The following is a 24,976-nucleotide window of genomic DNA, read 5'->3' on the forward strand; positions in this document are numbered from 1 at the left end:
TTGGCTTAAATACCTAAAAACCCGCGCCAATGACAGGCGCGGGCTTCAAAGAATACGACAAATCCAAGGGCAGTTTACTTTACTGGGCTGCGATAGGTCATCCGCCGCACCGATCCGGTCTTTGACCGCATCAACAGGGTCTCGGTCGTCACCCAACCCGGCTCACGCTTGATGCCCGCCAGGATCGAGCCGCTGGTCACGCCGGTTGCGGCAAAAATCACGTCTGCCGTCACCATTTCATCACGCGTATAAACGCGGTTCAAATCGGTGATGCCAGCCTTGGCTGCGCGGCCCCGCTCATCATCATTGCGAAACAACAAGCGGCCATAGATTTGCCCACCCATGCATTTCAACGCCGAGGCCGCAAGCACCCCTTCAGGCGCGCCACCAGACCCCATATACATATCAATACCGGTCACATCCGCTTCGGCGCAGTGGATAACCCCCGCTACATCCCCATCGGTAATCAAGCGGATGGCCGCGCCGGTGCTGCGGATTTCAGCAATGATCTCTTCATGGCGCGGACGCTCCAACACGCAAACGGTGATGTTTTCCGGCCCGCATCCTTTGGCCTTGGCCAGCGCATGCACGCGCTCGGCAGGCGTCATATCCAGCGTGACAGTATCTACGGCATAGCCCGGCCCGATGGCCAGTTTGTCCATATATACGTCTGGTGCGTGCAACAACGTGCCGCGCGGTGCCATCGCAATCACGGTCAGCGCGTTAGGCATGTCTTTGGCGGTCAGCGTCGTGCCTTCCAACGGGTCCAGCGCAATATCCACCGCAGGGCCGCTGCCTGTGCCCACTTCTTCGCCGATAAACAGCATCGGTGCTTCGTCGCGCTCGCCTTCACCGATCACCACCACACCGGCAATATCCAGCAGGTTCAGCTGGTCGCGCATCGCGTTCACTGCCGCTTGATCCGCCGCCTTTTCATCGCCGCGCCCTACCAGCTTGGCCGAGGCCAAAGCCGCAGCTTCAGACACGCGGGCCAACCCCAGCGACAATAAGCGATCGTGAAATTCCAAAGCGTCGGACATGCGACTTCCTTTTCCAAATAAGGGCAAAAAACTAGGAATGTCGTAGCGCGTTCACTAGGGGCAGGACAAGCATGTTAGCGCCGGACATTTGCCGCTAAATCACTGTTTGGTGCAGAAATCTAACGCTAAATCGGCCTTTGCACCCGCAACAGCATCTGCAACAACACGCCAATCATTAGACCGTTCAGCAAATGCCAAAGAAAATGGCTGCCAATGGCAAAGCTCGGGCAAATCGCGATATCAATCGTCCGAAACACCAGTGACAGACAAAATACCCCCGTCGCCGCCCAGACCCACGGCCACATCGGGTGGCGCCGCCGTTGGCTAAGCAGTGAAAACACCAGCAAGGCCAGCAGCGCCGGCGCATATTGCTCGGACCCGTTCAGAACGCCGGGCGGGCCGCTTTCGCCTTCACCACTCGCCAGCATCACAATGATAACCACCGCCGCCACTGCTGCGGCAATCACCCCGATCCGCCTTGGCCTTACCCCACCAATCCGCTGCATCGCCACCAGCACAAAGGCCGCGACAAAGCTCCATATCGGGATTGTATCGGCATATTCCGACCAAGTGTTCGCAAAGGTGTGAAACAGAAATGAGCCAACACCAATCAGCGCCGCCATCCCGATCAGCGCCCAAACAACGCCATCCGCACCGCGTCGGCGCGCCTCAACCGCAGCCCAAAGGGCCGCGGCAATAAAGGAAAGATTGCTTAGCGCATTAAAGGGTTCGGCCCAAAACCCGGGCCCCGGCCGCTCGCAGTAAATATCAACCGCGGCGAACCAGTCCACTCAGACCTCTTCGATCCGCAAGGCCACCGGATCGCCCAGAACAACCCCGGTCTTTGACATCCGCGCCAACGCGTCATTCACATCGTCGCGTGTGGCCTTATGCGTCACAATCAACACCGGCGCTTGCGCATCGGTATGATCATATTGCCGCATCCGGTGAATTGAGATTCCGGCATCGCCCAAGGCCGTCGCCACTTTGGCCAGCGCACCCGGCTTGTCGACCAGCATCATCCGCAGATACCACGCCGAAGCCGATGTAACGGCCGCAGCCACAGGCACCGCCAACTGTGTGGCAGGCATGCCAAAGGTCGGCATCCGCATACCGCGCGCAATATCCATTACGTCGCCCATCACAGCGCTTGCGGTCGGCCCCATACCGGCACCGGCCCCGCGCATCACCACTTGGCCCACCGAATCGCCTTCCAGCACCACCATATTTGTGCCGCCCGAAAGCTGCCCCAATGGGCTGCTGACCGGCACCAAACACGGCGTCATCCGCTGCTCAAGCCCGCGCCCTGTAACCTGCGCCACCCCCAGCAATTTGATCCGGTAGCCCAGATCGGCAGCGTGGCGGATATCGTTGATCATAATCGCACCGATTCCCTCCAACTCGACCGAGTCAAAGGCAACACGGGTGCCAAACGCAATCGCAGCCAGCAGCGAAAGCTTGTGCCCCGCGTCAATCCCGCCGACGTCCAAATTCGGGTCGGCCTCCAGATAGCCCAATTGCCGCGCTTCTTCGAAAACCTGCGCATAGGGCAGGCCCGCATCTTCCATCCGCGTCAGAATATAGTTGCAGGTGCCATTCATCACGCCCATCACACGGCGCATCCCGTTGGCAGCCAACCCCTCGGTCAGCGCCTTGATCACCGGAATGCCACCCGCCACAGCCGCCTCAAAGCGGATAACCCGCCCCGCCGCCTCGGCCGAGAGCGCCAGCCCATGCCCGTGATGCGCCAGCAAGGCCTTGTTGGCCGTCACCACATCTTTGCCTGCCGCAATCGCGGCTACGGTCGCATCACGCGCAGGGCCTTCATGGCCGCCCATCACCTCAACAAACACATCGACATCATCGCGCTGCGCCAAGGCTACAGGGTCCACTTCCCAGGCATAGCCGGATAGGTCCGCATCGCGGTTCTTTGTACGATCACGGGCAGAAACGGCAGTAATAACCACTTCGCGCCCGGCGCGGGCGGCAAGCAGATCGGCATGTTTTTGCACAATCTGCACCACACCAATCCCCACCGTCCCAAGACCGGCCAAACCTAAACGCAAAGGGGCTGCCATATCATTCTCCATCAGCAGGGGGGTAAATCTTGTGACCTGTTAGCCTGTCACGCGCGGGCTTGCAACATCGCGGGGCTGCGCATGTCGCCTAAGCCGCCGCCAATTCCACGGTCAATTCTTATTGGCAAATTTCGTCGGATAGTCCGCCAACGCCGCCGCCAACCGCGCCCGCGTCTCGGGGCTGTGCACGGGCCCCAGCATCGCCGCGGCCCGTACCCGCAACCCTGCCGCACGCGCCGCCAGCGCATCGCGTGCCTCGGCTGTGGCGCGTCCGGGCACGGCTTGCGCAGTCAATCCCTCTATCGGCACCAGCTGCGGCGCAGACAAAGGCCCGGATTCTTCGGAAAACGCCGCCTGTGCACTATCCACCTCGGGAAAGCTTGCACAGCCTGGCAACAGGGCCAACAGCGAAAATGTAACCAAGGCGCGCAGCATTGCAATCTTTCACACAAGCAAGGGTCCGCCAAGCATACTGCCCAGCATGGCTCGGGGCAAGCGCTCCTGCCTGCGATTTCATCTTGGCTCAAATACCTAAATCCTGCCCGTACCGCACGAACCTACCTTTGACTCAAACAGACCATCCGCTACACACAGCCCATGGCTCGCAAAATCGGCTCCTCTGCAGATATCACCGGCCCGCGCATCCGCAGCGCGGCTTTGGGGCTGTTTGCCCGCCACGGCTTCGCTGCCGTCTCCATGCGCCAGATCGCAGCTGCAGTCGGCGTGCAGGCCGGGGCGCTCTATCTTTACACGCCCGATAAACAGGCCCTGCTGTTCGACCTGATGCACGACCATATGACCAGCCTGCTTGCCGCCTTTGCCGCCCTGCCGGCCCAGGCCACACCACAAGCCCGGCTTGATCAATTCGCCCGCTTTCACATCGGCTATCACCTTGACCGCCCCGAGGCCGTTTTCATCGCCTATATGGAACTGCGCGCCCTGACGCCTGAAAATTTCACCGCGATCGAGGCGCTGCGCCACGAATATGAAGACCATCTGCAAAGCATCCTGACACAAGGCGCGGCTTCGGGGGCGTTTTTGCTGCCCGATGCCAAAATGGCCACGCTGGCCCTGATTGCGATGCTGACAGGGGTTACCAACTGGTACCGCCCCGATGGCAGGCTGTCGCGTGAAGATGTGCAAAGCCTTTACGCCGAAATGGCCCTGCGCTCGGTTGGCGCAGCCCCAAGCGATGCGCGCGAAATCTAAACCACGTTAAACGCTTGGGGGTGTTGCCCGCCGCGTTTGCGCCTATATTGCGTGCATACCTCAACGCCATTTCTGGCGCGCAATACTGTAAACCGTATGACAAACAATGCGTTGCAAAACCATCCGCACGCGCCTCAACCTAGGGAGACTGCGATGATCCTATATGGAATCTCTACCTGCGACACCTGCAAAAAAGCCCTCAAAGCCCTAGAGGCCGCAGGCCACAGCCCTCAATTCCACGACGTCCGGGCCAACCCGTTGTCCGAGGCGGAAATTCTGGAATTCGTCACCGACTTTGGTGGCGCAATAATAAACCAGAAATCCACCACATGGCGCGGCGCGTCTGATTGGCTCAAAGCGTCAGAGCCGGATGAGCAGCTAAAACAGCAACCCACCCTGATGAAGCGCCCTGTCATTCGCAGCGACCAAGGCCTGACCTTGGGCTGGGATGAGGCCGTTCAGGCCAAATATCTCTGACCACAACCCGTCGGCGTACCCGGCCCGCCCAAAGCGGGCCGCCGCAGGCCAAGCAAGCCGTCAGAGAAGCCGCAAATCGCCGGCCGATTCTTTGCCGTCGCGGCCAGATTGCATCTCATAGCCAATTTTCTGATTGTCGCTCAGCCCGGTCAAGCCGGCGCGCTCGACGGCTGAAATATGGACAAAAATGTCTTTTCCGCCGTTATCGGGTGCAATGAAACCATAGCCTTTAGTGCTGTTAAACCACTTTACGGTGCCGGTAGGCATGCCGCGTCTCCTTCTTCGATTCCCCCGCCAGCGACATGCCGCGGGACTGCGAGATCCGTGCTTTCCCAAGTGCCCGCTGCCCTAAGGTCAGGCTTTGGTTGGGAAACCTCCGATCACAGTTAAAATCATGCCGAATCGTAGAAGAAAATCAAGATGCTTGTGCAAGACCGGCAATCCTGCGCTGCAACAGCCTGTCCAAAGACAGCAAGCCGCCGCCTTTTAGAACCAGAATGCTTAACAACAACGCCCATAACAGCCGCTGATCCCAAATCAACGCACCCGAGGCCCGATCAAAAACCGCGCCCAATGTGTCGCCCGAAACCCCGTGCCCATAGACATCAACGATGCTTTGCACCGTAACAAATCCGATCATCCCCAAGGCCGCAAGTCGCGTGAACAGCCCGATCACAATCAGCAATGGCAGCAGAAATTCGGCCAGCGTTCCCGCCACAACGACCAGATAGTGAAGGGCCCCGAACCGGCTGAAATCATAGCCAAAGGCCTCGGTTGCCTGCGGAAAGATCTGGATATAGGCGCCGTCGGTTGGCATCAAAAAACCGGTCAACCCCGGCCCGATTTTGGTACTGGCCGAGGCCCAAAAATAAAACAATAGCACCGCAGCAAAAACCAGACGTGCAAGCAGTGGCAGCAGCAAGGTGCCAAGTTCGTCCAGCGCGGCTGCAACATGATTATATTTTGTAATCAAGGTGTTCATCCGCAATCCTCATCCAATCCGGTTATCGCGCCGCCCTGTATCAGCAGGCCAAGCAGCGCCGTTATGTCAAAATTTTCCCCCGCCTGTTCAAGCGCTTGTCCAACTGTAGTTCCGGCGTGTAGGGCCGCTATGACATCCGCCCCCTGTGGCGGCAAAAGATGTGGCACGGCGTCAAAACCGGGGCGCAGAACCAGCGCCGATTCAGGTCGCATTTGGGGCGCCGCGCCGCCACTGGTATTGGCCTGCCAGATCGACCAAACCGGATACTTTGACGCAACCCAGCGCAGGGCCGGTGCCAGATGCAGTCGCGCCGCCATGAATCGTTCCGGCGCCAAGGCAGCCAAAGTTTCGGCCGCAATCGGGGCAGCATCGGCTGCATGATAGGCTTCGCGCAGCGCAAATTCGAGCCGCGCCACGTCGGGCAAATAGGGCAGATTCGCAAGCGGCGGGAAATCTGCCAAAAAATTAGGCATCTCAGCGCCGTAGAACATCATCAGCCGCGACTTCGGCGGATGCTGACGCAAAAACGCGCCCGCAAGCGCCTTGAAATAGGTTTCGCCCAGCAGCTTTTGCAACACGGGAAAGCCTTGCTCCAAGGCCTCGATCAAACTGCCCGCGACATTATTGCGATAGACCGAAAAGCGCCGCCCCGCAGGGCGCCCCTCCGCATCTATCAGCCCTGTCGGCACAGCCAGATCGGGGTCGAGCAGGGCTTGGGTGAACGCCGATTCCTTCATGCCGCAGGCACCAGAATGCGGGCGGCCCGCGCTGCCTCGGCCGCCAAAACAGGCCAGTCGGGGACATCATTGTCCCATTCGATCAGCGTCGGCAGCGGCCCCGCGCGGCCAATCAGCCCGGCATATAACTGCCAAACCGGATCGACCACCTCGCAGCCGTGGCTATCAATCAGCAAGGGCGCGCCATGGTCATCCATATCGGCAAAATGCCCGCCAAGATGCACCTCTCCGACCAATTCAACAGGAAAATCAGCCAGATACGCCTCGGCATCAAAATCCAGATTGGTGGCCGAGACATAGACATTATTCACATCAAGCAGCAGCCCGCAGCCGGTGCGCGTGGCCACTTCGCGCAAGAACTCAACCTCGGCCAGATCGGCATCCTGAAATGCCAGATACGAGGACGGATTCTCCAGCAGCATGCGCCTTCCCAACACCTCTTGCACGCGGTCGATATGATCGGCCACCCGTGCCACCGTGGCCGCCGTATAGGGCAGGGGCAACAGATCATTCAGAAACGTGTCATCATGGCTGGACCATGCCAGATGTTCGGAAAAGCTCGCCGGTTTCAGCCAGTCGCACAAATGCTTCAACCGCGCCAGATGGCCCTCATCCAAGCCACCTTCGCCGCCGATCGAAAGCCCGACACCATGCACCGAAATGGCAAAACGTTCGGCCAGATGCCGCAACTGCGCCAAAGGCCTGCCGCCATCGCCCATATAGTTTTCGGCGTGAATTTCCAGCCACTCTACCGGTGCCGGATTTTCCAGAATATCTTTGAAATGCTGGGGCTTATAGCCAACGCCGGGCCGGGCGGGCAAATGCTGTGCGGCGGAATCGAACATGCTCGCTCCTTTTGCAAAGAAAAGGGCCCCCCGCCGCATCGGGCAGGGGGCCGGTGGTGGTTAGCCAGCCATGTCGCGCTCAAGCGGCTCAAGGCTGCCCATGCGGCCTTCGGGCAGTTCCATCGTGGTGCATGTGCCGGTTGGAACCAGCGACCAGGCGTTGCCCTGATAGTCAACTTTCGACGTGCCTGCGCAGGTGGTGCCAGGACCGGCCGCGCAATCATTCTTGCCAGCCAAAGCGACGCCAAAGCATTTTTCCTTGGCATCCTGTGCCGCAGCAGGCATCGCCGCTGCCGACAACGCCGCCGCCAATGCGCCAGCAACAACCAGTGTTTTTGAATTGATAGACATTTTCTTCTCCCCTTGGGCAATTTCGTTTCATCGCAGTGTCGCGATACAGTAACCCTAGCCTGCCGCCGCAATCACAGACCAATAACAGCCGCGTGTCCAACGCGGGCGTGACCTATTGTAACATAGCGGGGCATCTGGCGCAGGGGGAAAAGGCCATAAAAAAAGCACCGGAACCCCGGCGCTTTTCTCTGTTTTTCAACGGTTTGGTTATTTCAGGTCAGGGGCCGTTGCCTCATCCGCCAAAATCCGGGTAATCGCATCAAGGCTTTCCGAAATGGTTTTTGTTTCACCCAGGCGGCGCACGGAAACCGTTTTTTCTTCGACCTCACGCATACCGACGGCCAAGATCACCGGCACTTTACCAACCGAATGCTCACGGATCTTATAGTTGATCTTCTCATTCCGCAGATCCACCTCGGCCCGCACGCCGACAGCGTTCAGCGCGGCGGCCACCTCCATCGCGTAATCATCGGCATCCGACACAATCGCCGCCACGACAACCTGACGCGGTGCGATCCAGAACGGCAGCTTGCCTTCGTGGGATTCGATCAGAATGCCGATAAACCGTTCAAACGAGCCAAGGCAGGCACGGTGCAGCATATAAGGCGTGTGCTTTGCGCCATCCTCGCCAATATAGTTTGCGCCAAGACGGGCTGGAATATTCGGGTCCAACTGCAAGGTGCCACATTGCCAATCGCGGCCAATCGCATCGGTCAGCACGAATTCCAGTTTGGGGGCATAAAATGCACCTTCGCCGGGGAACAGCTCAAACTCGCAGCCGGCGGCGTTGCAGGCATTGGCAAGTGCTGTCTCCATCAAGTCCCAGCTGGCATCCGAGCCCACGCGCTTTTCTGGCCGCGTTGACAGTTTGACCCGCCATTTGTCAAAGCCCAGATCGGCATAGACCTTGGACAGAAACTCGATGAATTTCTTGGTTTCCGCTTCGATCTGGTCCTCGCGGCAGAAAATATGCCCGTCATCCTGGGTAAAGCCGCGCACCCGCATGATGCCATGCAACGCACCGCTTGGCTCGTACCGGTTGCAAGACCCGAATTCGGCCATGCGCAAAGGCAGGTCGCGGTAAGATTTAAGCCCGACGTTGAAAATCTGCACATGGCAGGGGCAGTTCATCGGTTTCAGCGCATTGATGGTTTTTTCGCGGGCGTGGTCTTCATCCACCTCCACGATAAACATGTTTTCCTGATAGCTTTCCCAATGGCCCGAGGCTTCCCACAGCTTGCGGCTAACCACTTGCGGGGTGTTCACCTCGACATAGCCATCCGCGCGCTGGCGGCGGCGCATGTAATCTTGCAATTCGGTATAGATCGTCCAGCCGTTCGGATGCCAGAAAATCTGGCCGGGGGCCTCTTCTTGCATGTGGAACAGGTTCATTTCACGGCCCAACTTTCGGTGGTCGCGCTTGGCCGCCTCTTCCAGCATGGTCAGATGCGCCTTCAGGTCGTCGCGGTTCTTGAACGCCACGCCGTAAATCCGCTGCAACATCGGGCGGCTGCTGTCGCCGCGCCAATAGGCACCGGCCACCGACATCAGCTTGAACCCATCCGCGGGCAATTGGCCTGTGTGCTGCAAATGCGGGCCACGGCACAGGTCTTGCCAATCGCCGTGCCAGTACATGCGCAGGTCTTCGTTGCCGGGGATGCTGTTAATCAGCTCAACCTTATAGGGTTCGCCCTTGGCCTCATAATGCGCGATGGCGCGGGCGCGGTCCCACACCTCGGTGCGAACAGGGTCGCGCAAGTTGATGATTTGTTTCATCTTTGCTTCGATCGCGCCAAGGTCTTCGGGGGTAAAAGGTTCCACGCGGTCAAAATCGTAATACCAGCCGTCTTTGATAACGGGGCCAATCGTGACCTTTACGTCAGGCCACAGCTCTTGCACCGCGCGCGCCATCACATGCGCAAGGTCGTGGCGGATCAGTTCCAGCGCGGGCGCGTCATCGGCCAAAGTGTTCAGGGCAATCGTGGCATCCGTCATAATCGGCCACTGCATATCAAAATGCGCGCCGTTCACCGTGGCGCTGATGGCCTTTTTGGCAAGGCTGACGGCAATGCTGGCCGCGACTTCGGCAGGGGTAACGCCCGCGTCAAAGCTGCGAATATTGCCATCGGGAAAGGTAAGGGAAATCTGGGCCATCTGGGCCACCTCCTCGGTTTGGCGCCCACGATGCGCCCGGTTGCGGGTTTATGTCGGCCCGATATGCTTGTGCATTGGAAAAAAGTCAACCGCCCCCGACTTTCCGTCAAAAATCCAGATTTTCGGGCGAAAAGCCGCAGGCGGCTTGGCCCTGTCGCGGCAACGGTCTATAGCTGGGGCAAGTACAGGGGGGCAGCATGCAAACCAAAACCTTTACAACGGCCCAAGGCCGCGAAATCGCCTATCATTTCACCGCAGGGCAGGGGCCGGGCGTGGTGTTTCTTGGCGGCTTCAAATCGGATATGCAGGGCACCAAGGCGCTGTTTCTGCAAGACTGGGCAGCGGCCAATAACCGCGCCTTTTTGCGGTTTGATTACTCCGGCCACGGTCAATCCTCGGGTGACTTTCTGGATGGCGCGATCGGCGATTGGTTTGAGGATGCGCTGGCCGCGATCACCACGCTGACCACCGGCCCGCAAATCCTTGTCGGTTCCTCGATGGGCGGCTGGATTTCCTTGCTGGTCGCCCTCGCCATTCCTGACCGTGTCGCTGGCCTGATAGGCATCGCCGCCGCCCCCGATTTCACCGAAGACAGCATGTGGGCCAGTTTCACCGAAGCGCAAAAGGCTGATCTGGCCGCGGGGCAGGTGGCACTGCCCTCGGATTACGCGGATGAACCCTATATCATCACCAAACGCCTGATTGACGAAGGCCGCAACCGCCTTGTCTTGCGCAGCCCGCTGCATCTGCCGTTTCCGGTGCGCCTGTTGCAAGGCACGGATGACACGGATGTGCCGCCCGCAGTGGCCCTTCGCCTGCTTGATCACGCGCAAAGCCCCGATTTGCGCCTGACGTTGGTCAAAGGCGCCGATCACCGCTTTTCAACGCCCGAGTGCCTTGCGCTGATCGCCTTGGCGCTGGCCGAAATGCCCAAAGGCGCCGGATAGGTAGGGGCGGCAAGGCAATTCGCCGTGGGTTACGCCTCTTTGCTGCGCTCGGTTTTACCCTTGATCCAATAAAAAAGGCCCCCGGCATTCCCTGCCGGGGGCCTTTTCAGATCTGGTTCAATGCTTACGAAGCTACCTGCGCATTCGTATTGGCCACTTTCTTTGCCACGGTTTTTTCCGAATCGGCGGGGGTGTCGCCCGAATTGGCATCAATGAATGCCAACACCAAAGGCCGGATGTTCAAACGCCAGCTTTTGCCCGCGAAAATCCCGTAATGGCCTGCGTCTGGCTCCAGGTGGCTGGCTTTCTTGCTGTCAGGCAGGCCCGTGCACAATGCCAAGGCCGCAATACACTGGCCGGGGGCCGAAATATCGTCATTCGTGCCTTCAACGGTTTTCACGGCGACTCGGGTAATCGCGCCAATATCGACTTTCTTGCCCTTGATCGTAAATTCATTCTTCGCAATTTCACGATTCTTGAAAATCCGCTCGACTGTCGAAAGATAAAATTCGGCGGGCATATCCATCACAGCCAGATATTCATCATAGAACCGGTTATGCGCATCATGGTCCGATGCCTGGCCCCGCGCCACGCGCAAGATCTGCTCTTGAAAGGCTTTGCCATGACGCTCGGCATTCATCGAAATAAAGCTTTGCAGCTGCAACAACCCCGGATAGACCAACCGCCCCGCGCCAGGATACATATAGCCGACGCGCTGAATGGCGGTTTGTTCCAACTGGCCCATTGTGACGCGGCGGCCAAAATCGGTCACTTCGGTTGCTGCGGCATCCGGGTCTACCGGCCCGCCGATCAGCGTCAGGCTGCGCGGCTGTGCGTCAGGGTCTTCGGCGGCCAGATAGGCCGTGGCGGCCAGCGCCAAAGGCACAGGCTGACAAACTGCGATAACATGTGTGTCCGGCCCCAATTCACGCATGAAATCAGTCAGGTACAGCGTGTAATCCTCAACATCGAACTTGCCTGCCGAAACCGGAATTTCGCGCGCATTGTGCCAATCCGTCACGTAAACATCACAGTCGGGCAATAGGCTGGTCACAGTCGAGCGGACCAACGTAGCATAATGGCCCGACATCGGCGCAATCAGCAAAACCTTGCGTTTCATCGGCGCACGGCGGCGGACAAAGAAATGGATCAAATTGCCAAACGGCCGTTCGACCACTTTCTTCACATCGACCAAATGGTCCTGGCCTTCGGGGCCGGGGATCGAGCGAATGCCCCAATCGGGTTTATCGACCATACGCGCGAATGTGCGCTCGGTCACTTCACCCCAAGCGGCGGTCAATTTGATCATCGGGTTCATGGAAAGGCCAAACGCAGGGTAGGACGCCATAGCCCGCGCAGTAGCACCCAACCATTCATTTGTGTTGCGGGCACTTTCCATAAGGTCGTAGGTCATCATATACTTCATGTCAGCTCCAAAGCCATTTGGGGTGCGGCGTAAGGGTCGCATTCCGATTTCGAATTACGACGGGTATGCTGCATTGCAGCGAATATAGGGGGGAAAGATTAATATGGCAACAACTCAGAATGAAGGCGAAGAACGTCTGGCACGTTTGAACGCAAATCTTCAAAAGGTTGAGGAATTGTCCAAACGTCTGACCATGGCACTCGCGCAGCGTAAAGAGGCCGATCCCGCATTGTCTGGCCCAAGCGAGGATGTTTATCTGAAGGCCGCGACGGCCTATGTCGCCGAGATGATGCAAAACCCCTCCAAACTTATCGAAAATCAGGTCAGCTACTGGGGCAAGACCCTAAAGCATTACGTCGATGCACAGCATGTCCTTCTTAAGGGCGAAATTAAGGCGCCGGCCGATCCGACCCCGAAAGACCGTCGTTTTTCCAACCCCCTGTGGGAAGAACACCCCTTTTTCAACTATCTCAAACAGCAATATCTGCTGAACTCGGAAATGATCGCCAATACCGTCGAAGGTCTCGACCATATCGACCCCGCCGATAAAAAGCGGGTCGAGTATTTTACCCGCCAGATCGTCGATATGCTCTCGCCAACCAATTTCCTTGGCACCAACCCCGATGCGCTGGAAAAAGCGGTGGCGACCGATGGCGAAAGCCTTGTTGCGGGGCTTGAAAACCTCGTGCGCGATATCGAAAGCAATCAGGGCGACCTGCTGGTCACATTGGCCGACAAACAGGCCTTCAAAGTCGGCGAAAACATCGCCACCACACCCGGCGCCGTTGTCTATCGCAACAAGATGATGGAGCTGATCCAATACAGCCCGACCACCGAAAAGGTGCATGACATCCCGCTGGTCATGTTTCCGCCATGGATCAACAAATTCTATATCCTCGATCTGAAACCCCAGAACAGCCTGATCAAATGGATCGTCGATCAGGGCTTTACGCTGTTCGTGGTGTCTTGGGTCAACCCCGATGCCAGCTATGCCGATGTCGGCATGGATGATTACATCCGCGATGGCTATCTGCGCGCAATGGCCGAGGCGCGGCGGATCTGCGGTACCAAGCAGATCAACGCTGTCGGCTATTGCATTGCAGGCACCACGCTGTCGCTGACACTGGGGCATCTGGCCAAAGCGGGCGATAAAACCGTCAAATCCGCTACATTCTTTACCACCCTGACCGACTTCTCCGATCAGGGCGAGGTGGGCGTTTTTCTGAACGACGATTTCGTTGATGGCATCGAACGGCAAGTGGCGGTGGACGGAATTCTCAGCAAATCCTTCATGTCGCGCACCTTCTCCTTCCTGCGCTCGAACGACCTGATCTACCAGCCTGCCATCAAAAGCTACATGATGGGCGAGGCCCCGCCGGCCTTTGACCTGCTGTTCTGGAACGGTGACGGCACCAACCTTCCGGCCAAGATGTCGGTCGAATACCTGCGCGGCCTGTGCCAAGCCGACGGCCTCGCGCGCGGCGTATTTCCGGTCTTTGGCGAGCCTGTCAGCCTGTCAGACATCAAAGTGCCGGTCTGCGCCATCGCATGCGAAACCGACCACATCGCCGCGTGGAAAAGCAGCTACAACGGCATCAAGCAGTTTGGCTCCAAGGACAAAACCTTCCTCATGGCGCAATCGGGCCATATCGCAGGCATCGTCAACCCGCCGACCAAGCAGAAATACGGCTATTACACCAATGAGTCGCCGATGACGACGCCCGAGGAGTTTATGGACGGCGCTACCTTTCATAAGGTCAGCTGGTGGCCACGTTGGGGCGAATGGCTGGCCGAACAATCGGGAAAAATGGTCGCAGCCCGCGATCCGGGTGGCCCCGAGAACCCCGTTCTTGCCCCGGCCCCCGGCACCTATGTCAGCGCCACTCCCGGCCAAAAGCCGGAAACATCAACAGAGTCAGTGACCTAGGGGCAGCTTAAAGGTTTTTCCTTGCTACGTTGTAAAAAATCATGCTGCAATGCAGAATAATACTTGAAATGCCGCACTGCAGCATGTATATCTTTCTCATCAAGCAACGCGGTACTGCGCCGCCGATAGGAGAATTCAAATGACTAAGACCCCAGACATGACGAAAATGGTTCAAGACATGATGGCTTCCTTCCCAGTTGACAACGCGGCATTCCAGAACGCGTTTAAAACTCAGGCTGCTATGGCTGAAAAGCTGTCGAAAGTGGCTTTGGAAGCTGCTGAAAAGTCCAACGAGATTTCCTCGAAATGGGCAAAAGACACGCTGGCAAAAGTTTCGGGCGTAACCTCGGCCAAAGCTGACGCCGCTGACTACACCAAAGCTGCAACCGAATTTGCATCGGCTGCTTCGGAAATGGCTGCTGAAAACATGGCTGCTTTCGCTGAAGTTGCGAAAAAAGTTCAGATGGAAACTGTTGAACTGATGCTGGCTGCTGGCAAAGACCTGTCCGAAGAAACAACTGCTGCTGTTAAAAAAGCAACTGCTGACGTTCAGACTGCTGCCAAAAAAGCAACTGCTGCTACAAAGTAAGGTTCGTCGGCGCGTCCGACACACTCCCTGTTAATGATGCGCCAAAGGCGGGCTTCTGATGAAGCCCGCTCTTTCTTTTTTTTCTGCGCTGCACTAAGCTTTTCCGCAGTGCAACATTATTGCGTTGTGAATTTTCTGATTTCCAAAGGGGGGCACCATGGCCGAAACTCAACAGCCGCTGCTGATCAAACGTTACGCCAGCCGTCGCCTCTATAATACCGAAACCTCAGATTATGTGACGCTTGAGGATATCTCGGGCTTTATCCGCAAAGGCCGTGAGGTCCAGATCATCGATCTGAAATCCGGCGATGACCTGACCCGCCAATACCTTCTGCAAATCGTGGCCGAACATGAAAGCAAAGGCGAAAGCGTCTTGCCGACAAACGTGCTGAACGATCTGGTGCGCAGCTATACCAGCGGGGTGAATTCTGTTGTGCCGCAGTTTCTGGCCGCATCCTTTGATATGCTGCGCGACAGCCAGTCAAAAATGGTCGAGAACCTGACCAAGGTGCCAAACCCGATGGCCAATGTGCCGGGTTTTGATGCCATGCGCAAACAGCAAGAAGCGTTTTTGAAAACCATCATGGGCGGTGTTCCGGGGTGGTCTGGCAAAGCCGGGTCTGAAGATGACGCCCCCGCGGCCTCAGGATCAGATTCAGACGAGCTGCGCGAGATAAAGGCGCAACTTGCAGAATTGCAAAAGAAGCTTTCCAAGCTCTGAACCGCGTTTTCGCGTCGAAAACCTGCCTGTCACAACGGGTCAGGCCGCAGCCGTAAAGCGGCCTGCCTAAACCCCCAGTTTGTCGCGCATCCCGTACCAAGTCATTGCCGCCACCAGCAGCGGCCAGCGCAGCGCTGTTCCGCCGGGAAAGCGCGGCTGGGGCAGGGTGGCCAGCACATCAAACCCACCCGCTTGCCCCCGCACAGCCTCGGCCATCAGCTTGCCTGCCAATGTGGCGATTGCCACGCCATGGCCCGAATAGCCCGAGGCCGAAAACACCCGTGGATGCGTGCGCATAAAGCAGGGCATCCGGTTCATCGTTATCGCCAGCGTGCCGCCCCAAGCATAATCAATCTTGGCATCGGCCAGCTGAGGATAGACCGCAAGCATCGGTTTTCGCACGGTTTTCACGATGTCGGGAAATTTGTAGCCATAGCTTTCTCCGCCGCCAAACAGCAGGCGTTTGTCATCTGACAAGCGCCAGTAATTGACCACGAACTTACTGTCTGCCACGGCCACATTCTGCGCCAGAATCCCTGCCGCACGCTCGCCCAGTGGTTCGGTCGCAAGGATGAAATTGTTGATCGGCATCACCCGCGCGGCAACCTTGCGGTCCAGCCCGCTCAGATACCCGTTGCCCGCCAAAATCACATGGTTGCAGCTGACACGGCCATGCGCGGTTAGCACCTCGGTGCGCAGGTTGTGCTGGATGTGATGCACCTCGGACCGCTCATAAATCCGTGCGCCCGCTTTTACAGCGGCTTTGGCCAGCCCGATGGCAAAGTTCAGCGGGTGCAAATGCCCCGCGCCACGGTCCAGATCGCCGCCCTTGAACGCAGCCGATCCGATCAACCCATCGGGCAGCGGCTCTATCTGGTCATAGCCATAAACGCGCGACAGTTTCTCGGCATAGGCCCGCGCATGCGCAACCTCGGCATCGGAATAGCACGCATGCGCCACGCCCGCATGAAAGGGCAGGCTCATCTCGGCCGCCAGCTTGCGTACCAGTGCTTTAGCGTCTTCGGCCATATCCCACAGCTTGCGCGCGGCGTCCTGCCCTGCCATCTTTTCCAGCGCGTCTTGCTCCAGCCGCTGGCCCGACCCAACCTGCCCGCCATTGCGCCCCGACGCACCAAAGCCCACGCGCTGCGCCTCAACCACCACGACATCCAGCCCCGCCCGCGCCAGATGCAAGGCCGCCGACAATCCGGTAAAGCCTGCTCCGATGATGCAAACATCCGCGCTGACTTGCCCCTTGACCGGCGCAAACGCGGCAAGCGGCGTCGCCGTCGCGGCATAGTAAGAGGCGGGGTATTGCCCCGGCTTATCGTTCACATGCAGCAGGTTCATACGTTCAACAACAGATGCTCACGTTCCCAGGGGCTAATGACCTGCTGAAATTCCTTGTATTCGTTGCGTTTTACCGAGTCGTAAACCTTGCAGAACTCGGTCCCCAATACCTCGCGCAGCTCGGCGTCCTCTTCCAACAGGTCAAGCGCATCGCCCATGGTATAGGGCAAATCGGTTTCGATGTTATAGGCATCGCCCGTGCATTCCGCGCGGGGCGCTTTGGCCTCGATCAACCCCAGATAGCCACAGGCAAGGCTGGCCGCCAAGCCCAGATAGGGGTTGCAATCCATCCCCGCCAGCCGGTTTTCCACCCGCCGCGCCTCGGGCCCCGAAATCGGCACACGCAGGCCGGTGGTGCGGTTGTCACGCCCCCATTCAAGGTTAATAGGCGCCGCAAAATCAGGCACATAGCGGCGATAGCTGTTCACATAGGGCGCCAGCAACGCCACCGCCCCCGGCAAATGGTTTTGCATCCCCGCGATGAAATGCAGGAACGCATCGGTTTCCGACCCGTCCGGATTTGAAAAGATGTTCTTGCCGGTTTTGATATCCACGACCGAGTGGTGGATATGCATCGCCGACCCCGGCTCGCCCTCGATCGGCTTGGCCATAAAGGTGGCAAAGCAGTCATGCCGCAGCGCCGCCTCGCGGATCAGCCGCTTAAAGAAAAAGATCTCATCGGCCAGCCGCACCGGGTCGCCATGCGCAAGGTTGATCTCAACTTGCCCCGCGCCGCCCTCTTGCAAAATGCCGTCGATTTCCATGCCCTGTGCCTCGGCAAAATCATAGATATCGTCAATTACCTTGCCATATTCATCAACCGCAGACATCGAATAGGCCTGCTTGCCCGCAGCGCGCCGCCCCGACCGACCCATCGGCGGCAAAACCGGCATATTCGGGTCAAGATTGCGCGCGGTCAGGAAAAACTCCATCTCGGGCGCGACTACGGGGGCCCAGCCCTTGGCCGCATACAGCGCCAGCACGCGTTTCAACACATTGCGCGGCGCGGTCGGCACGGGGTTGCCCTGCTGGTCCTGCGCATCATGGATCACCTGCACCGTCACATCCGCCGTCCAGGGGGCGGCTGTCGTGGTCGAATAATCCGGCACCAAAACCATATCCGGCTCGGTAAACAGCCCCGAAGGGTTATCGGCCCACTCGCCCGTAATCGTCTGCAAGAAAATCGAGTTCGGCAGGAAATAGTTCGCCTGCGTCGCAAATTTGGACGCAGGCATCGCCTTGCCGCGTGCCACCCCCGCAATATCGGCGATGATACATTCGACCTCGTCCAATCTCCGCCCCGCAATATACTCACGTGCTGCATCGGGTAGCTTGTCTGTCCACTTGCTCATCAGAAGGCTCCGGCCTTTGAAATCTCAGCCTCTCGGCTGTTTGAAAAATGCGGCGATCTGGTCTGCCATGCTGCTATCGTGCAACGGCTCGTCAAGCCGCGCGGTTGCGGCCTCTAGCAACCCGTCCGGTACCAAACCCTTGCCACGTGTTTTCATCAAACCGTCAACAAATGCGGGCTTAAACTCGGGGTGGGGCTGCACGGTAAAGGCGCGATCATCATAAAGCAGTGCGGCATTGGCGCAAAAATCGTTGCTGCCAACCACTTCGGCCGCGTCAGGCTTTTCAACCACCTGATCCTGATGCCAGGCATTCAGCCGCACAGTCTTGCCGCCGAAATCGTAATCGGTGGCGCCCACGGCCCAGCCTTTGGTGAACTTTTCAACACGCCCGCCCATGGCCTGCGCAATGATCTGATGGCCAAAACAAATGCCGACCATCGGCACATGCGCGGCATAACTGGCGCGGATAAAATCCTCCAGCGGCGGTATCCACGGGTGGTCCTCATAGGCGCCGAACTTCGACCCCGTGATCAACCAACCGTCAGCGGCCTTTACGTCTGGCGGAAACTCACCCTCCAGCACGCGCCAGGTTTTGAACGTAAACCCGTGCCCGGCCAGCAAACGCTGGAACATATCGGGGTAATCCCCCATCTCGTCCATTAGTTGGTCGGGGGAAAGGCCCGTTTGTAAAATGCCAATCAGCATGAAATACCTATCTGTTGATGACCAAACCCTATCCGCACCACAGGGGGGGCGGCAAGGGGGGAAACACGCGCTGCAACCTCTTGTCTCTGTCGGCATCCTGCGCCACCATAGGCCAAACCGAAAAGGAACATCCCATGATCGACATCAGCGCCAGCAAAGTGGTCCAAGTGATCTTTCAAGCCCGCGAAGGTCGTGTGGCCGAAGCAGAGTTGCGCCAATTCATCGAAAACCTGAATGAGGATGAACAAGCCCACCTAACCGCAATCGCATGGGTCGGGCGCGGCAGCTTTGAGGCCGAAGAATACGCCGAGGCGCTTGCCACCGCACGTTCGGAAAAAACCACACCAACCGCTGATTACCTGATGGGTATGCCGCATCTGCCGGAAAACCTCGAAGCCGGCCTCGATGCTATGGGCGTCGATGTCGAAGGCGAGGAAGAAGACCTGTTGTGATTTTAGGGGGGCATCTGGCTGTGCGCCTATCGGGCGCGCGCAATCCTCAATTCACGCCTGCCAAACCGGATGCTTGACCATCACGGCGGCAAACCTGTCTGATGCCAAAAAGCGTTCCAGCCATGCTTGCACATGCGGCCAGTCTTGCGCGTCAAACCAGGCCTTATCAATAAAGGCGAACTGCCGCACAAAGGGCAGCAGCGCATAATCGGCAAGGCTGGCGCGGGCAAAAATCCACTCGCCCGTTCCGGCGCGGAGTGCAACATCCAGATCCTCGAAAAACCGCACCGCCTCGGCCCGCGCGGCCTCAACCTCTGCCGCGTCATAGCGGCTGTCGTATTTCACACGGTCCAGCGCGCGCTTGAACGGCCCATCGCCCCGCGCAATCCAGTCCCATCCGGCGTCGGGCATCTCCAACCAAGCCTCGGGGTCGTTTTGGCGCAAGGCCCAGACCATCACGTCAAGGCTTTCATCGATCACCCCTTGTTCGCTCACCAAACACGGCACCGTACCACTGGGCGAGGCCGCTAAAAACGCCGCAGGTTTGTCGCGCAACAAAATCTCGCGCAGATCGACCGGCACGCCAGATACCGCCACCGCCAACCGCGCCCGCATCGCATAGGGGCAGCGGCGAAAGGAATAGAGGATAGGGGTCATATGCAGTGCTCCAAATCTGGCACAATCCTATGCCAGCCCAGCATTTTCCACAACGCAGCATCGCCTTGAACCGCGCCAAGAGGTGGGCAGATTTTGCGCTGACCGCAGGGGTTAATATCCGGTTAATGCAAAACGCAAATTCGTTTTATATCAATGTATTACCAAAACGTCCGCGCGCGGCCAGCAGGCGAAAATCACACCGTGTCAAGGTACAGCTCCAGCTGTTCCTCGGCGCTCAATTCATCCAGATACAGCATTTCCTGCCGCTTGGTCAGGGCATAATTCCGGATCAGGTCCCGGCTGAAAATCCGTGGCAAGATTTCGGATTTTTCAAACGCTTCGATCGCCGCCGCCCAATCGGTCGGAATCTGATCCAGATTTTCTTGGGCATAGGCGTTGCCGGTGATCGGCTGGGGTGGCTCTATTCCGTCTTCGATGCCATTCAATGCGGCCCCCAAAATCACGGCCAGCATCAGATAAGGGTTCACATCGCCCCCCGCAACACGATGCTCGATCCGCCGCGCCGAAGGGCTGCCCGCCGGAATCCGGATGGCCGCCGTGCGGTTTTCATAGCCCCAGCAAACCACAGTCGGCGCGTGGGCATCAGGAACCAGCCTTTCATAACTGTTGCCATGCGGGGCAAAAAGCAGCGTGGAATCCTTCATTGCCTCAAGGCAGCCGGCCACCGCATGCCGCAGCTTGGCCGTCCCTTTTGGCCCGCCACTGTCAAAGATATTGTCGCCATCATTGTCGAGAATCGAAAAATGCGTGTGCAACCCCGAGCCGGAATATTCGGGGTAGGGCTTGGCCATGAAAGAGGCCGCAAACCCGTGCCGCCGCGCCAGACCTTTGACCAGCATTTTGAACAGCCACGCATCATCGGCCGCCCGCAGCGCATCATCACAATGCATCAGGTTCACCTCAAACTGGCCAAGGCCGGTTTCCGAGGTCGAGGTATCGGCCGGAATATCCATCGCTTCGCAAGCGTCATAGAGGTCTGTAAAGAACACATCAAAGGCATCCAGCGCCCGTATCGACAGCGTTTCGGCCGCTTTGCGCCGTTTGCCCGATCGCGGCGAGGCAGGCGCCTGCATTTTCTTGCCGCTATCGTCGATCAGAAAGAACTCCAGCTCCATCGCGCAAACAGGGGTCAAACCGCGCGCTTTGTAGCGGGCCACCACGGCTGCAAGGGCCTGACGTGGGCAACCATCATAAGGTTGGCCATTTTCGCGAAACATCCAGATTGGCAGCAGGGCCGTCGGTGCCTCCAGCCACGGCATCGGCATAAATCCACGCTCGGTCGGTTTCAGTACGCCGTCGGCATCGCCCTGTTCAAACACCAGCGGGCTGTTATCAATATCTTCCCCCCAAATATCGAGGTTCAGCACCGAAAACGGAAAACGGATTCCGTCTTTCACGGCTTTGTCTGCGAATCGCGACGGCACACGTTTCCCGCGCGCTTGCCCGTTCAGGTCTGCCGCAGCGACGCGGATCGTGCGAACCTCGGGATGCTTTCTCAGCCAGTCTTTCATATGTCACCTGATGATTTGCGGCCGCACTTTGATCTTGCTCCGCTCGTTGCTTGGCAAATGCCTGTTCAGCCGCCGGTTAACCGCCCCGAAAAGCCGGATCACTGCTAGTGTCAGCAAGATGAAATAGAAGGCAACAATAGGATAGGGGATAAAGGGGTTGAACGTTTTATCCACCAGATAACTGGCATAATACAATGCGTCGCCTTCTTGCCGAAAAGCCGGAAAGCCCGAAAAGAACACCAGCGTCGTGGCGTGGAATAGAAAGATCGCCTCATTCGTATAGGCGGGCCAGGCCAGCCGCAGCATTGTAGGCCATTGAATGCGGATAAAACGCGACCAGCCAGAAATACCATAGGCATCGGCCGCCTCAAGATCGCCCTTGGGGATAGACCGCAGCGCGCCGTAGAAAATTTCGGCTGTGTAGGCAGCGGTATTCAAAAACAGCACAATCAGCGCCCCGGCCCAGGCCCGTGACAACCAGCTGACCTCGGCCGTCAGGCCAAACAGTTCAATACCGTTTCGAGGCAACAGCACCAGCGCCTCATATGCCAAGAAGAACTGGATAAACAACGGCGACCCGCGAAAGATAAAGATGAACCATTCGGCAGGCTTGCGCAGGATCATCTGGTTAGATGCCTTGGCCATTGCCACAGCATTTGCCAGCACAAAGCCGAACAACAGGGCCAAAACGCCGAAATAGATGTTCCACATCATCCCGGACCCAATCAGCGTGAATTGCTGGCATAGGGTGAAATCGGTTTTGGGTAACAGGCGTTCGCCCATCCCCATGGAGCGCAGGCCATAGTCGGCAATGGTTTGCAGGCAGCTCATGCGGCGGCCTTTCGTTGTGCTTCGCCCGAGGCGGTTGCCTGACCGTGGCTAAGACGGGTTTGGATGCGGGTTAAAACCAATTCGGAAATCTTGGTCATCGCCAGATAAAACACCAACAACCCCAAGAAGTAATACAGCCGCCAATCAGGGTGCGGATAGGCATAGGCGCTGGTTTTCGCGCCACCCAGTTCCCGCGCCCAATAAACGATATCCTGCACACCCAGCAGGAACAAAAGCGGCGTAGCCTTGATAAGGATCATCCACAGGTTTGAAAGGCCGGGCAGGGCGTAAACCCACATCTGCGGCACCAGAACGCGGCGAAATACCTGGCCATGGTTCATGCCATAGGCCTCGGCGGTTTCAAGCTGCGCGCGCGGCACGGCTTGCATCGCGCCATAGAGAACGTTCGAAGCAAAGGCACCAAACACCAGCGCGAATGTCACCACCGCCAGCGCAAAACCGTAAAGCGAATGCCAGATCTGGGCCGAGGAATTCAAGGGCACCTTGGCCTCGGGGCAGACGCGAAACTCTAACCCGTTGCGCACAGGTTCGGTCCAGTCGGGGCAGCGGACGACGTGAAAGAAATACTCAATCCCCTGGTCAAGCGCGATGACAAAGAACAGGAAAAAGACAATATCGGGCACACCACGCACCATGGCGGTATAGGTTTTGCCAATTATGCGCAGCGGCAAGCGCTGGGAACGCGACATCATGGCGCCGCCAAAGCCAAAGGCCAAAGCGACCGGCGCCGTAACCGCCAACAGCGTCAGCACGGTCAGAAAAGACCAATAGAAATCAATATGCTTGCCTGTGGTCAGGTAGCACAACAGCCAGGTTAGGCCGTGTAGATTGTTTGGGTCGGCGCAGCTTGAAAACATGAAAATCCAATGAGGGCAGCGCAAACGCATTTTCTAGCAATGGTTGCGCTGCCCGTCTTTTATGTCGAAACCTGCCGCAATCAGTACGTTGCGACCGTATCGCCGAACCATTTTACGATGAGTTCGTTCAACGAGCCATCAGCTTTCATCGTCGTAATGCCGGCGTCGAACTTTTCGCGGAGCGCGGAATCCGACTTGCGGAAGGCCATGCCAACACCATCACCCAGCGGAACGTCGGTACCCGCCCAAGCGAACTGGCCATTCGATTCTGCCAAGATTGGTGCAAGATATTCTTTATCAGCAAACACAGCATCGGCTTCGCCGTTGCGCACAGCCGCTACGGTTTCATCCGGAGTGGCAAATTCGACCAGGGTCGCGCCGCTTTCCTGTACATAACCGGCCTGAATTGTGCCGGTTTGTGCCGAAACGGGAACGGATTTCACATCAACGCCTGCATCCAGCGCCATATAGGCCGAAACCGCTGGCGGAATGTAGTTTTGTGTAAAATCAACAACTTCGCCGCGCTCTTTGGTGATGCTCATCCCCGCGATGATAACATCGTAGTTACCCGATTGCAGGTTGGGGATGATGCCATCCCAATCGGTCGTCACCCATTCGCAGGTCAGGCTGGCCATTTCGCACAGCTTGTCACCCAGTTCGCGCTCAAACCCGTCTACTTCGCCGGCGTCGTTGATGAAGTTATAGGGAGGGTAGGCGCCTTCGGTCCCCATGCGCACGGTTTCGGCGAAAGAGGCACCGGCAGTCAGCGCCAGAATGGCAGTGGTCAGAATTAGTTTTTTCATTGTTTGATCCCTATTGTTTAGTTTCTTGGTGATGCTTTGTGCCCTAGCCACCGGCAGAAAGGAAGCCTTGCAAACGCTCTGTTTGCGGGTTTCCGAAAACGGCTTCTGGTGGGCCTTCTTCTTCGGTTCGTCCTTGGTGCAAGAACACGACATGATCGGATACATCCGCCGCCAGTCGCATATCATGCGTTACCAGCAGCATGGTGCGGCCTTCCTCGGCCAAGGCTTTGATAACCTTGACAACCTCTTGTTCCAATTCAGGGTCAAGCGCCGAAGTGGGTTCGTCGAACAGCAAGGCCCGAGGTTCCATGCACAGCGCCCGCGCGATAGCGGCACGTTGTTGTTGGCCACCAGACAGCATTGCCGGCCAGGCATCGGCCTTGTCGCCAATACCGACTTTTTCCAGATATTCGCGCGCCTTGGCCTCTACCTCTACCGGGTCGCGTTTCAGCACCGTCACTGGCGCTTCCATGACGTTTTGCAAAATCGTCATATGCGACCAAAGATTGAATTGTTGAAACACCATCGAGAGGTTGGTGCGGATGCGCGTCACCTGCGCACGGTCGGCGGGATGGCGGTTCAAGCCCTCACCGCGCCAATGCACAGCCTCGCCTTCAAACTTTATTTCACCCTGCTGGCTATCCTCAAGCAGGTTGCAACAGCGCAAGAGCGTGGATTTGCCAGAACCCGACGACCCGATCAGCGAAATGACATGGCCTTTTGGCGCAACCATATCGATGCCTTTCAGCACCTCGAGCTGGCCATAGCTTTTGTGAAGGTCCCGGATTTCAATGACAGGCGTTTCAGAGCCGTCGGTGAGCCGGGCGTCAGGGCGGGTTTCTAGTTTCACGAAAACTCACTTTGAAGGTGTACTCGCCCAAATTAGGGCGTAAAAATTGCCGCGATGCAACGGGCTATTTTACAAAGCGTCAC

Annotated in this window: 27 protein-coding genes; 7 read left to right on the plus strand and 20 right to left on the minus strand. The window is 57.8% G+C overall.

Annotated elements, in window-relative coordinates:
• Window positions 1-74: 74 nt before the first annotated feature.
• The 4 genes from glpX to AKU79_RS09845 all read right to left on the minus strand — a co-directional run bounded on the left by glpX (window position 75) and on the right by AKU79_RS09845 (window position 3,553).
• Entirely contained in the window at window positions 75-1,040 is a 966-nt protein-coding gene (gene glpX / locus AKU79_RS09830; protein ID WP_050523397.1) for a class II fructose-bisphosphatase, read from the minus strand.
• A 125-nt stretch (window positions 1,041-1,165) separates the two neighbouring features.
• Window positions 1,166-1,831, minus strand: a complete 666-nt coding sequence (locus AKU79_RS09835) for a DUF6962 family protein (RefSeq protein WP_050523398.1) — start codon at window positions 1,829-1,831, stop codon at window positions 1,166-1,168.
• Complete coding sequence (locus AKU79_RS09840) at window positions 1,832-3,118, minus strand: homoserine dehydrogenase (protein WP_050523514.1); 1,287 nt, start codon at window positions 3,116-3,118, stop codon at window positions 1,832-1,834.
• Window positions 3,119-3,229: 111 nt separating this feature from the next.
• Entirely contained in the window at window positions 3,230-3,553 is a 324-nt protein-coding gene (locus AKU79_RS09845) for a hypothetical protein (RefSeq protein ID WP_050523399.1), read from the minus strand.
• Between the two features lie 162 nt (window positions 3,554-3,715).
• On the opposite strand from AKU79_RS09845, the gene AKU79_RS09850 reads away from it, so the two are divergent.
• Together AKU79_RS09850 and AKU79_RS09855 are read left to right on the plus strand one after the other, a co-directional pair.
• A complete protein-coding gene (locus AKU79_RS09850; protein WP_050523400.1) occupies window positions 3,716-4,327 on the plus strand; it encodes a TetR family transcriptional regulator in 612 nt (203 codons plus the stop codon).
• A 153-nt stretch (window positions 4,328-4,480) separates the two neighbouring features.
• Entirely contained in the window at window positions 4,481-4,804 is a 324-nt protein-coding gene (locus AKU79_RS09855; protein WP_050523401.1) for an arsenate reductase family protein, read from the plus strand.
• Between the two features lie 60 nt (window positions 4,805-4,864).
• On the opposite strand, the gene AKU79_RS09860 is transcribed toward AKU79_RS09855, so the two are convergent.
• The 6 genes from AKU79_RS09860 to thrS form a co-directional block, all read right to left on the minus strand.
• Entirely contained in the window at window positions 4,865-5,071 is a 207-nt protein-coding gene (locus AKU79_RS09860) for a cold-shock protein (RefSeq protein ID WP_050523402.1), read from the minus strand.
• Between the two features lie 148 nt (window positions 5,072-5,219).
• The gene (locus AKU79_RS09865; RefSeq protein WP_050523403.1) at window positions 5,220-5,786 is read right to left on the minus strand and encodes a DoxX family membrane protein; all 567 of its coding nucleotides are present in this window, start codon (window positions 5,784-5,786) and stop codon (window positions 5,220-5,222) included.
• Window positions 5,783-6,523 (minus strand): HvfC/BufC N-terminal domain-containing protein, encoded by a 741-nt coding sequence (locus AKU79_RS09870; protein WP_050523404.1) that lies wholly within the window; start codon window positions 6,521-6,523, stop codon window positions 5,783-5,785. The genes AKU79_RS09865 and AKU79_RS09870 overlap by 4 nt, the downstream gene beginning before the upstream one ends.
• A complete protein-coding gene (gene bufB / locus AKU79_RS09875; protein ID WP_050523405.1) occupies window positions 6,520-7,368 on the minus strand; it encodes an MNIO family bufferin maturase in 849 nt (282 codons plus the stop codon). The genes AKU79_RS09870 and bufB overlap by 4 nt, the downstream gene beginning before the upstream one ends.
• Before the next feature lie 60 nt (window positions 7,369-7,428).
• Entirely contained in the window at window positions 7,429-7,719 is a 291-nt protein-coding gene (locus tag AKU79_RS09880; RefSeq protein ID WP_050523406.1) for a BufA1 family periplasmic bufferin-type metallophore, read from the minus strand.
• A 207-nt stretch (window positions 7,720-7,926) separates the two neighbouring features.
• On the minus strand, window positions 7,927-9,873 hold the full coding sequence (thrS, locus tag AKU79_RS09885) for a threonine--tRNA ligase (protein WP_050523407.1): 1,947 nt from the start codon (window positions 9,871-9,873) through the stop codon (window positions 7,927-7,929).
• Between the two features lie 197 nt (window positions 9,874-10,070).
• Between thrS and AKU79_RS09890 the strand changes: the two genes are divergently transcribed.
• A complete protein-coding gene (locus AKU79_RS09890; RefSeq protein WP_050523408.1) occupies window positions 10,071-10,820 on the plus strand; it encodes an alpha/beta fold hydrolase in 750 nt (249 codons plus the stop codon).
• 124 nt (window positions 10,821-10,944) lie between these two features.
• Here the strand turns inward: AKU79_RS09890 and phaZ are convergent, their stop codons facing one another.
• Window positions 10,945-12,246: a polyhydroxyalkanoate depolymerase gene (phaZ, locus tag AKU79_RS09895; protein WP_050523409.1), complete on the minus strand. Its 1,302-nt coding sequence runs from the start codon at window positions 12,244-12,246 to the stop codon at window positions 10,945-10,947.
• 103 nt (window positions 12,247-12,349) lie between these two features.
• Here phaZ and phaC point away from each other — a divergent pair, with 103 nt between their 5' ends.
• From phaC to phaR, 3 genes are all read left to right on the plus strand, one after another.
• The gene (phaC, locus tag AKU79_RS09900; protein ID WP_050523410.1) at window positions 12,350-14,173 is read left to right on the plus strand and encodes a class I poly(R)-hydroxyalkanoic acid synthase; all 1,824 of its coding nucleotides are present in this window, start codon (window positions 12,350-12,352) and stop codon (window positions 14,171-14,173) included.
• A 139-nt stretch (window positions 14,174-14,312) separates the two neighbouring features.
• Entirely contained in the window at window positions 14,313-14,762 is a 450-nt protein-coding gene (locus AKU79_RS09905; protein WP_050523411.1) for a hypothetical protein, read from the plus strand.
• A gap of 157 nt (window positions 14,763-14,919) precedes the next feature.
• Complete coding sequence (gene phaR / locus AKU79_RS09910) at window positions 14,920-15,483, plus strand: polyhydroxyalkanoate synthesis repressor PhaR (RefSeq protein ID WP_050523412.1); 564 nt, start codon at window positions 14,920-14,922, stop codon at window positions 15,481-15,483.
• Window positions 15,484-15,549: 66 nt separating this feature from the next.
• Here the strand turns inward: phaR and AKU79_RS09915 are convergent, their stop codons facing one another.
• From AKU79_RS09915 to AKU79_RS09925, 3 genes are read right to left on the minus strand one after another with little or no spacing between them, the layout of a single operon-like run.
• Window positions 15,550-16,833 carry an NAD(P)/FAD-dependent oxidoreductase gene (locus tag AKU79_RS09915; RefSeq protein WP_050523413.1) on the minus strand — a complete coding sequence of 428 codons (1,284 nt, stop codon included), beginning with the start codon at window positions 16,831-16,833 and terminating at the stop codon, window positions 15,550-15,552.
• Window positions 16,830-18,185 carry a glutamine synthetase family protein gene (locus AKU79_RS09920; RefSeq protein ID WP_050523414.1) on the minus strand — a complete coding sequence of 452 codons (1,356 nt, stop codon included), beginning with the start codon at window positions 18,183-18,185 and terminating at the stop codon, window positions 16,830-16,832. Before AKU79_RS09920 ends, AKU79_RS09915 begins: the two co-directional genes overlap by 4 nt.
• A gap of 24 nt (window positions 18,186-18,209) precedes the next feature.
• Complete coding sequence (locus AKU79_RS09925; RefSeq protein WP_050523415.1) at window positions 18,210-18,890, minus strand: type 1 glutamine amidotransferase; 681 nt, start codon at window positions 18,888-18,890, stop codon at window positions 18,210-18,212.
• A gap of 134 nt (window positions 18,891-19,024) precedes the next feature.
• Here AKU79_RS09925 and AKU79_RS09930 point away from each other — a divergent pair, with 134 nt between their 5' ends.
• Window positions 19,025-19,342: a DUF3775 domain-containing protein gene (locus tag AKU79_RS09930; RefSeq protein ID WP_050523515.1), complete on the plus strand. Its 318-nt coding sequence runs from the start codon at window positions 19,025-19,027 to the stop codon at window positions 19,340-19,342.
• A gap of 51 nt (window positions 19,343-19,393) precedes the next feature.
• Here the strand turns inward: AKU79_RS09930 and AKU79_RS09935 are convergent, their stop codons facing one another.
• From AKU79_RS09935 to AKU79_RS09960, 6 genes are all read right to left on the minus strand, one after another.
• A complete protein-coding gene (locus AKU79_RS09935) occupies window positions 19,394-19,999 on the minus strand; it encodes a glutathione S-transferase N-terminal domain-containing protein (protein WP_050523416.1) in 606 nt (201 codons plus the stop codon).
• 194 nt (window positions 20,000-20,193) lie between these two features.
• Window positions 20,194-21,531, minus strand: coding sequence for a glutamine synthetase family protein (locus tag AKU79_RS09940; protein WP_050523417.1), 1,338 nt, complete (start codon window positions 21,529-21,531; stop codon window positions 20,194-20,196).
• 3 nt (window positions 21,532-21,534) lie between these two features.
• Entirely contained in the window at window positions 21,535-22,362 is an 828-nt protein-coding gene (locus AKU79_RS09945; protein ID WP_050523418.1) for an ABC transporter permease, read from the minus strand.
• The gene (locus AKU79_RS09950) at window positions 22,359-23,240 is read right to left on the minus strand and encodes an ABC transporter permease (protein ID WP_050523419.1); all 882 of its coding nucleotides are present in this window, start codon (window positions 23,238-23,240) and stop codon (window positions 22,359-22,361) included. The genes AKU79_RS09945 and AKU79_RS09950 overlap by 4 nt, the downstream gene beginning before the upstream one ends.
• A gap of 80 nt (window positions 23,241-23,320) precedes the next feature.
• Window positions 23,321-24,043, minus strand: a complete 723-nt coding sequence (locus tag AKU79_RS09955) for a transporter substrate-binding domain-containing protein (protein WP_050523420.1) — start codon at window positions 24,041-24,043, stop codon at window positions 23,321-23,323.
• 43 nt (window positions 24,044-24,086) lie between these two features.
• Window positions 24,087-24,893: an ABC transporter ATP-binding protein gene (locus AKU79_RS09960; protein WP_050523421.1), complete on the minus strand. Its 807-nt coding sequence runs from the start codon at window positions 24,891-24,893 to the stop codon at window positions 24,087-24,089.
• Window positions 24,894-24,976 lie beyond the last annotated feature (83 nt).

The sequence above is a fragment of the Pseudorhodobacter wandonensis genome (genome assembly GCF_001202035.1).
Classification (GTDB): domain Bacteria; phylum Pseudomonadota; class Alphaproteobacteria; order Rhodobacterales; family Rhodobacteraceae; genus Pseudorhodobacter; species Pseudorhodobacter wandonensis.

Coding starts and splice junctions, on each gene's coding strand:
- glpX (WP_050523397.1), bottom strand. CDS start 1,040: ATGTCCGACGCTTTGGAATTTCACGATCGCTTATTGTCGCTGGGGTTG.
- AKU79_RS09840 (WP_050523514.1), bottom strand. CDS start 3,118: ATGGCAGCCCCTTTGCGTTTAGGTTTGGCCGGTCTTGGGACGGTGGGG.
- AKU79_RS09845 (WP_050523399.1), bottom strand. CDS start 3,553: ATGCTGCGCGCCTTGGTTACATTTTCGCTGTTGGCCCTGTTGCCAGGC.
- AKU79_RS09850 (WP_050523400.1), top strand. CDS start 3,716: ATGGCTCGCAAAATCGGCTCCTCTGCAGATATCACCGGCCCGCGCATC.
- AKU79_RS09855 (WP_050523401.1), top strand. CDS start 4,481: ATGATCCTATATGGAATCTCTACCTGCGACACCTGCAAAAAAGCCCTC.
- AKU79_RS09860 (WP_050523402.1), bottom strand. CDS start 5,071: ATGCCTACCGGCACCGTAAAGTGGTTTAACAGCACTAAAGGCTATGGT.
- AKU79_RS09865 (WP_050523403.1), bottom strand. CDS start 5,786: ATGAACACCTTGATTACAAAATATAATCATGTTGCAGCCGCGCTGGAC.
- AKU79_RS09870 (WP_050523404.1), bottom strand. CDS start 6,523: ATGAAGGAATCGGCGTTCACCCAAGCCCTGCTCGACCCCGATCTGGCT.
- bufB (WP_050523405.1), bottom strand. CDS start 7,368: ATGTTCGATTCCGCCGCACAGCATTTGCCCGCCCGGCCCGGCGTTGGC.
- AKU79_RS09880 (WP_050523406.1), bottom strand. CDS start 7,719: ATGTCTATCAATTCAAAAACACTGGTTGTTGCTGGCGCATTGGCGGCG.
- thrS (WP_050523407.1), bottom strand. CDS start 9,873: ATGGCCCAGATTTCCCTTACCTTTCCCGATGGCAATATTCGCAGCTTT.
- AKU79_RS09890 (WP_050523408.1), top strand. CDS start 10,071: ATGCAAACCAAAACCTTTACAACGGCCCAAGGCCGCGAAATCGCCTAT.
- phaZ (WP_050523409.1), bottom strand. CDS start 12,246: ATGAAGTATATGATGACCTACGACCTTATGGAAAGTGCCCGCAACACA.
- phaC (WP_050523410.1), top strand. CDS start 12,350: ATGGCAACAACTCAGAATGAAGGCGAAGAACGTCTGGCACGTTTGAAC.
- AKU79_RS09905 (WP_050523411.1), top strand. CDS start 14,313: ATGACTAAGACCCCAGACATGACGAAAATGGTTCAAGACATGATGGCT.
- phaR (WP_050523412.1), top strand. CDS start 14,920: ATGGCCGAAACTCAACAGCCGCTGCTGATCAAACGTTACGCCAGCCGT.
- AKU79_RS09915 (WP_050523413.1), bottom strand. CDS start 16,833: ATGAACCTGCTGCATGTGAACGATAAGCCGGGGCAATACCCCGCCTCT.
- AKU79_RS09920 (WP_050523414.1), bottom strand. CDS start 18,185: ATGAGCAAGTGGACAGACAAGCTACCCGATGCAGCACGTGAGTATATT.
- AKU79_RS09925 (WP_050523415.1), bottom strand. CDS start 18,890: ATGCTGATTGGCATTTTACAAACGGGCCTTTCCCCCGACCAACTAATG.
- AKU79_RS09930 (WP_050523515.1), top strand. CDS start 19,025: ATGATCGACATCAGCGCCAGCAAAGTGGTCCAAGTGATCTTTCAAGCC.
- AKU79_RS09935 (WP_050523416.1), bottom strand. CDS start 19,999: ATGACCCCTATCCTCTATTCCTTTCGCCGCTGCCCCTATGCGATGCGG.
- AKU79_RS09940 (WP_050523417.1), bottom strand. CDS start 21,531: ATGAAAGACTGGCTGAGAAAGCATCCCGAGGTTCGCACGATCCGCGTC.
- AKU79_RS09945 (WP_050523418.1), bottom strand. CDS start 22,362: ATGAGCTGCCTGCAAACCATTGCCGACTATGGCCTGCGCTCCATGGGG.
- AKU79_RS09950 (WP_050523419.1), bottom strand. CDS start 23,240: ATGTTTTCAAGCTGCGCCGACCCAAACAATCTACACGGCCTAACCTGG.
- AKU79_RS09955 (WP_050523420.1), bottom strand. CDS start 24,043: ATGAAAAAACTAATTCTGACCACTGCCATTCTGGCGCTGACTGCCGGT.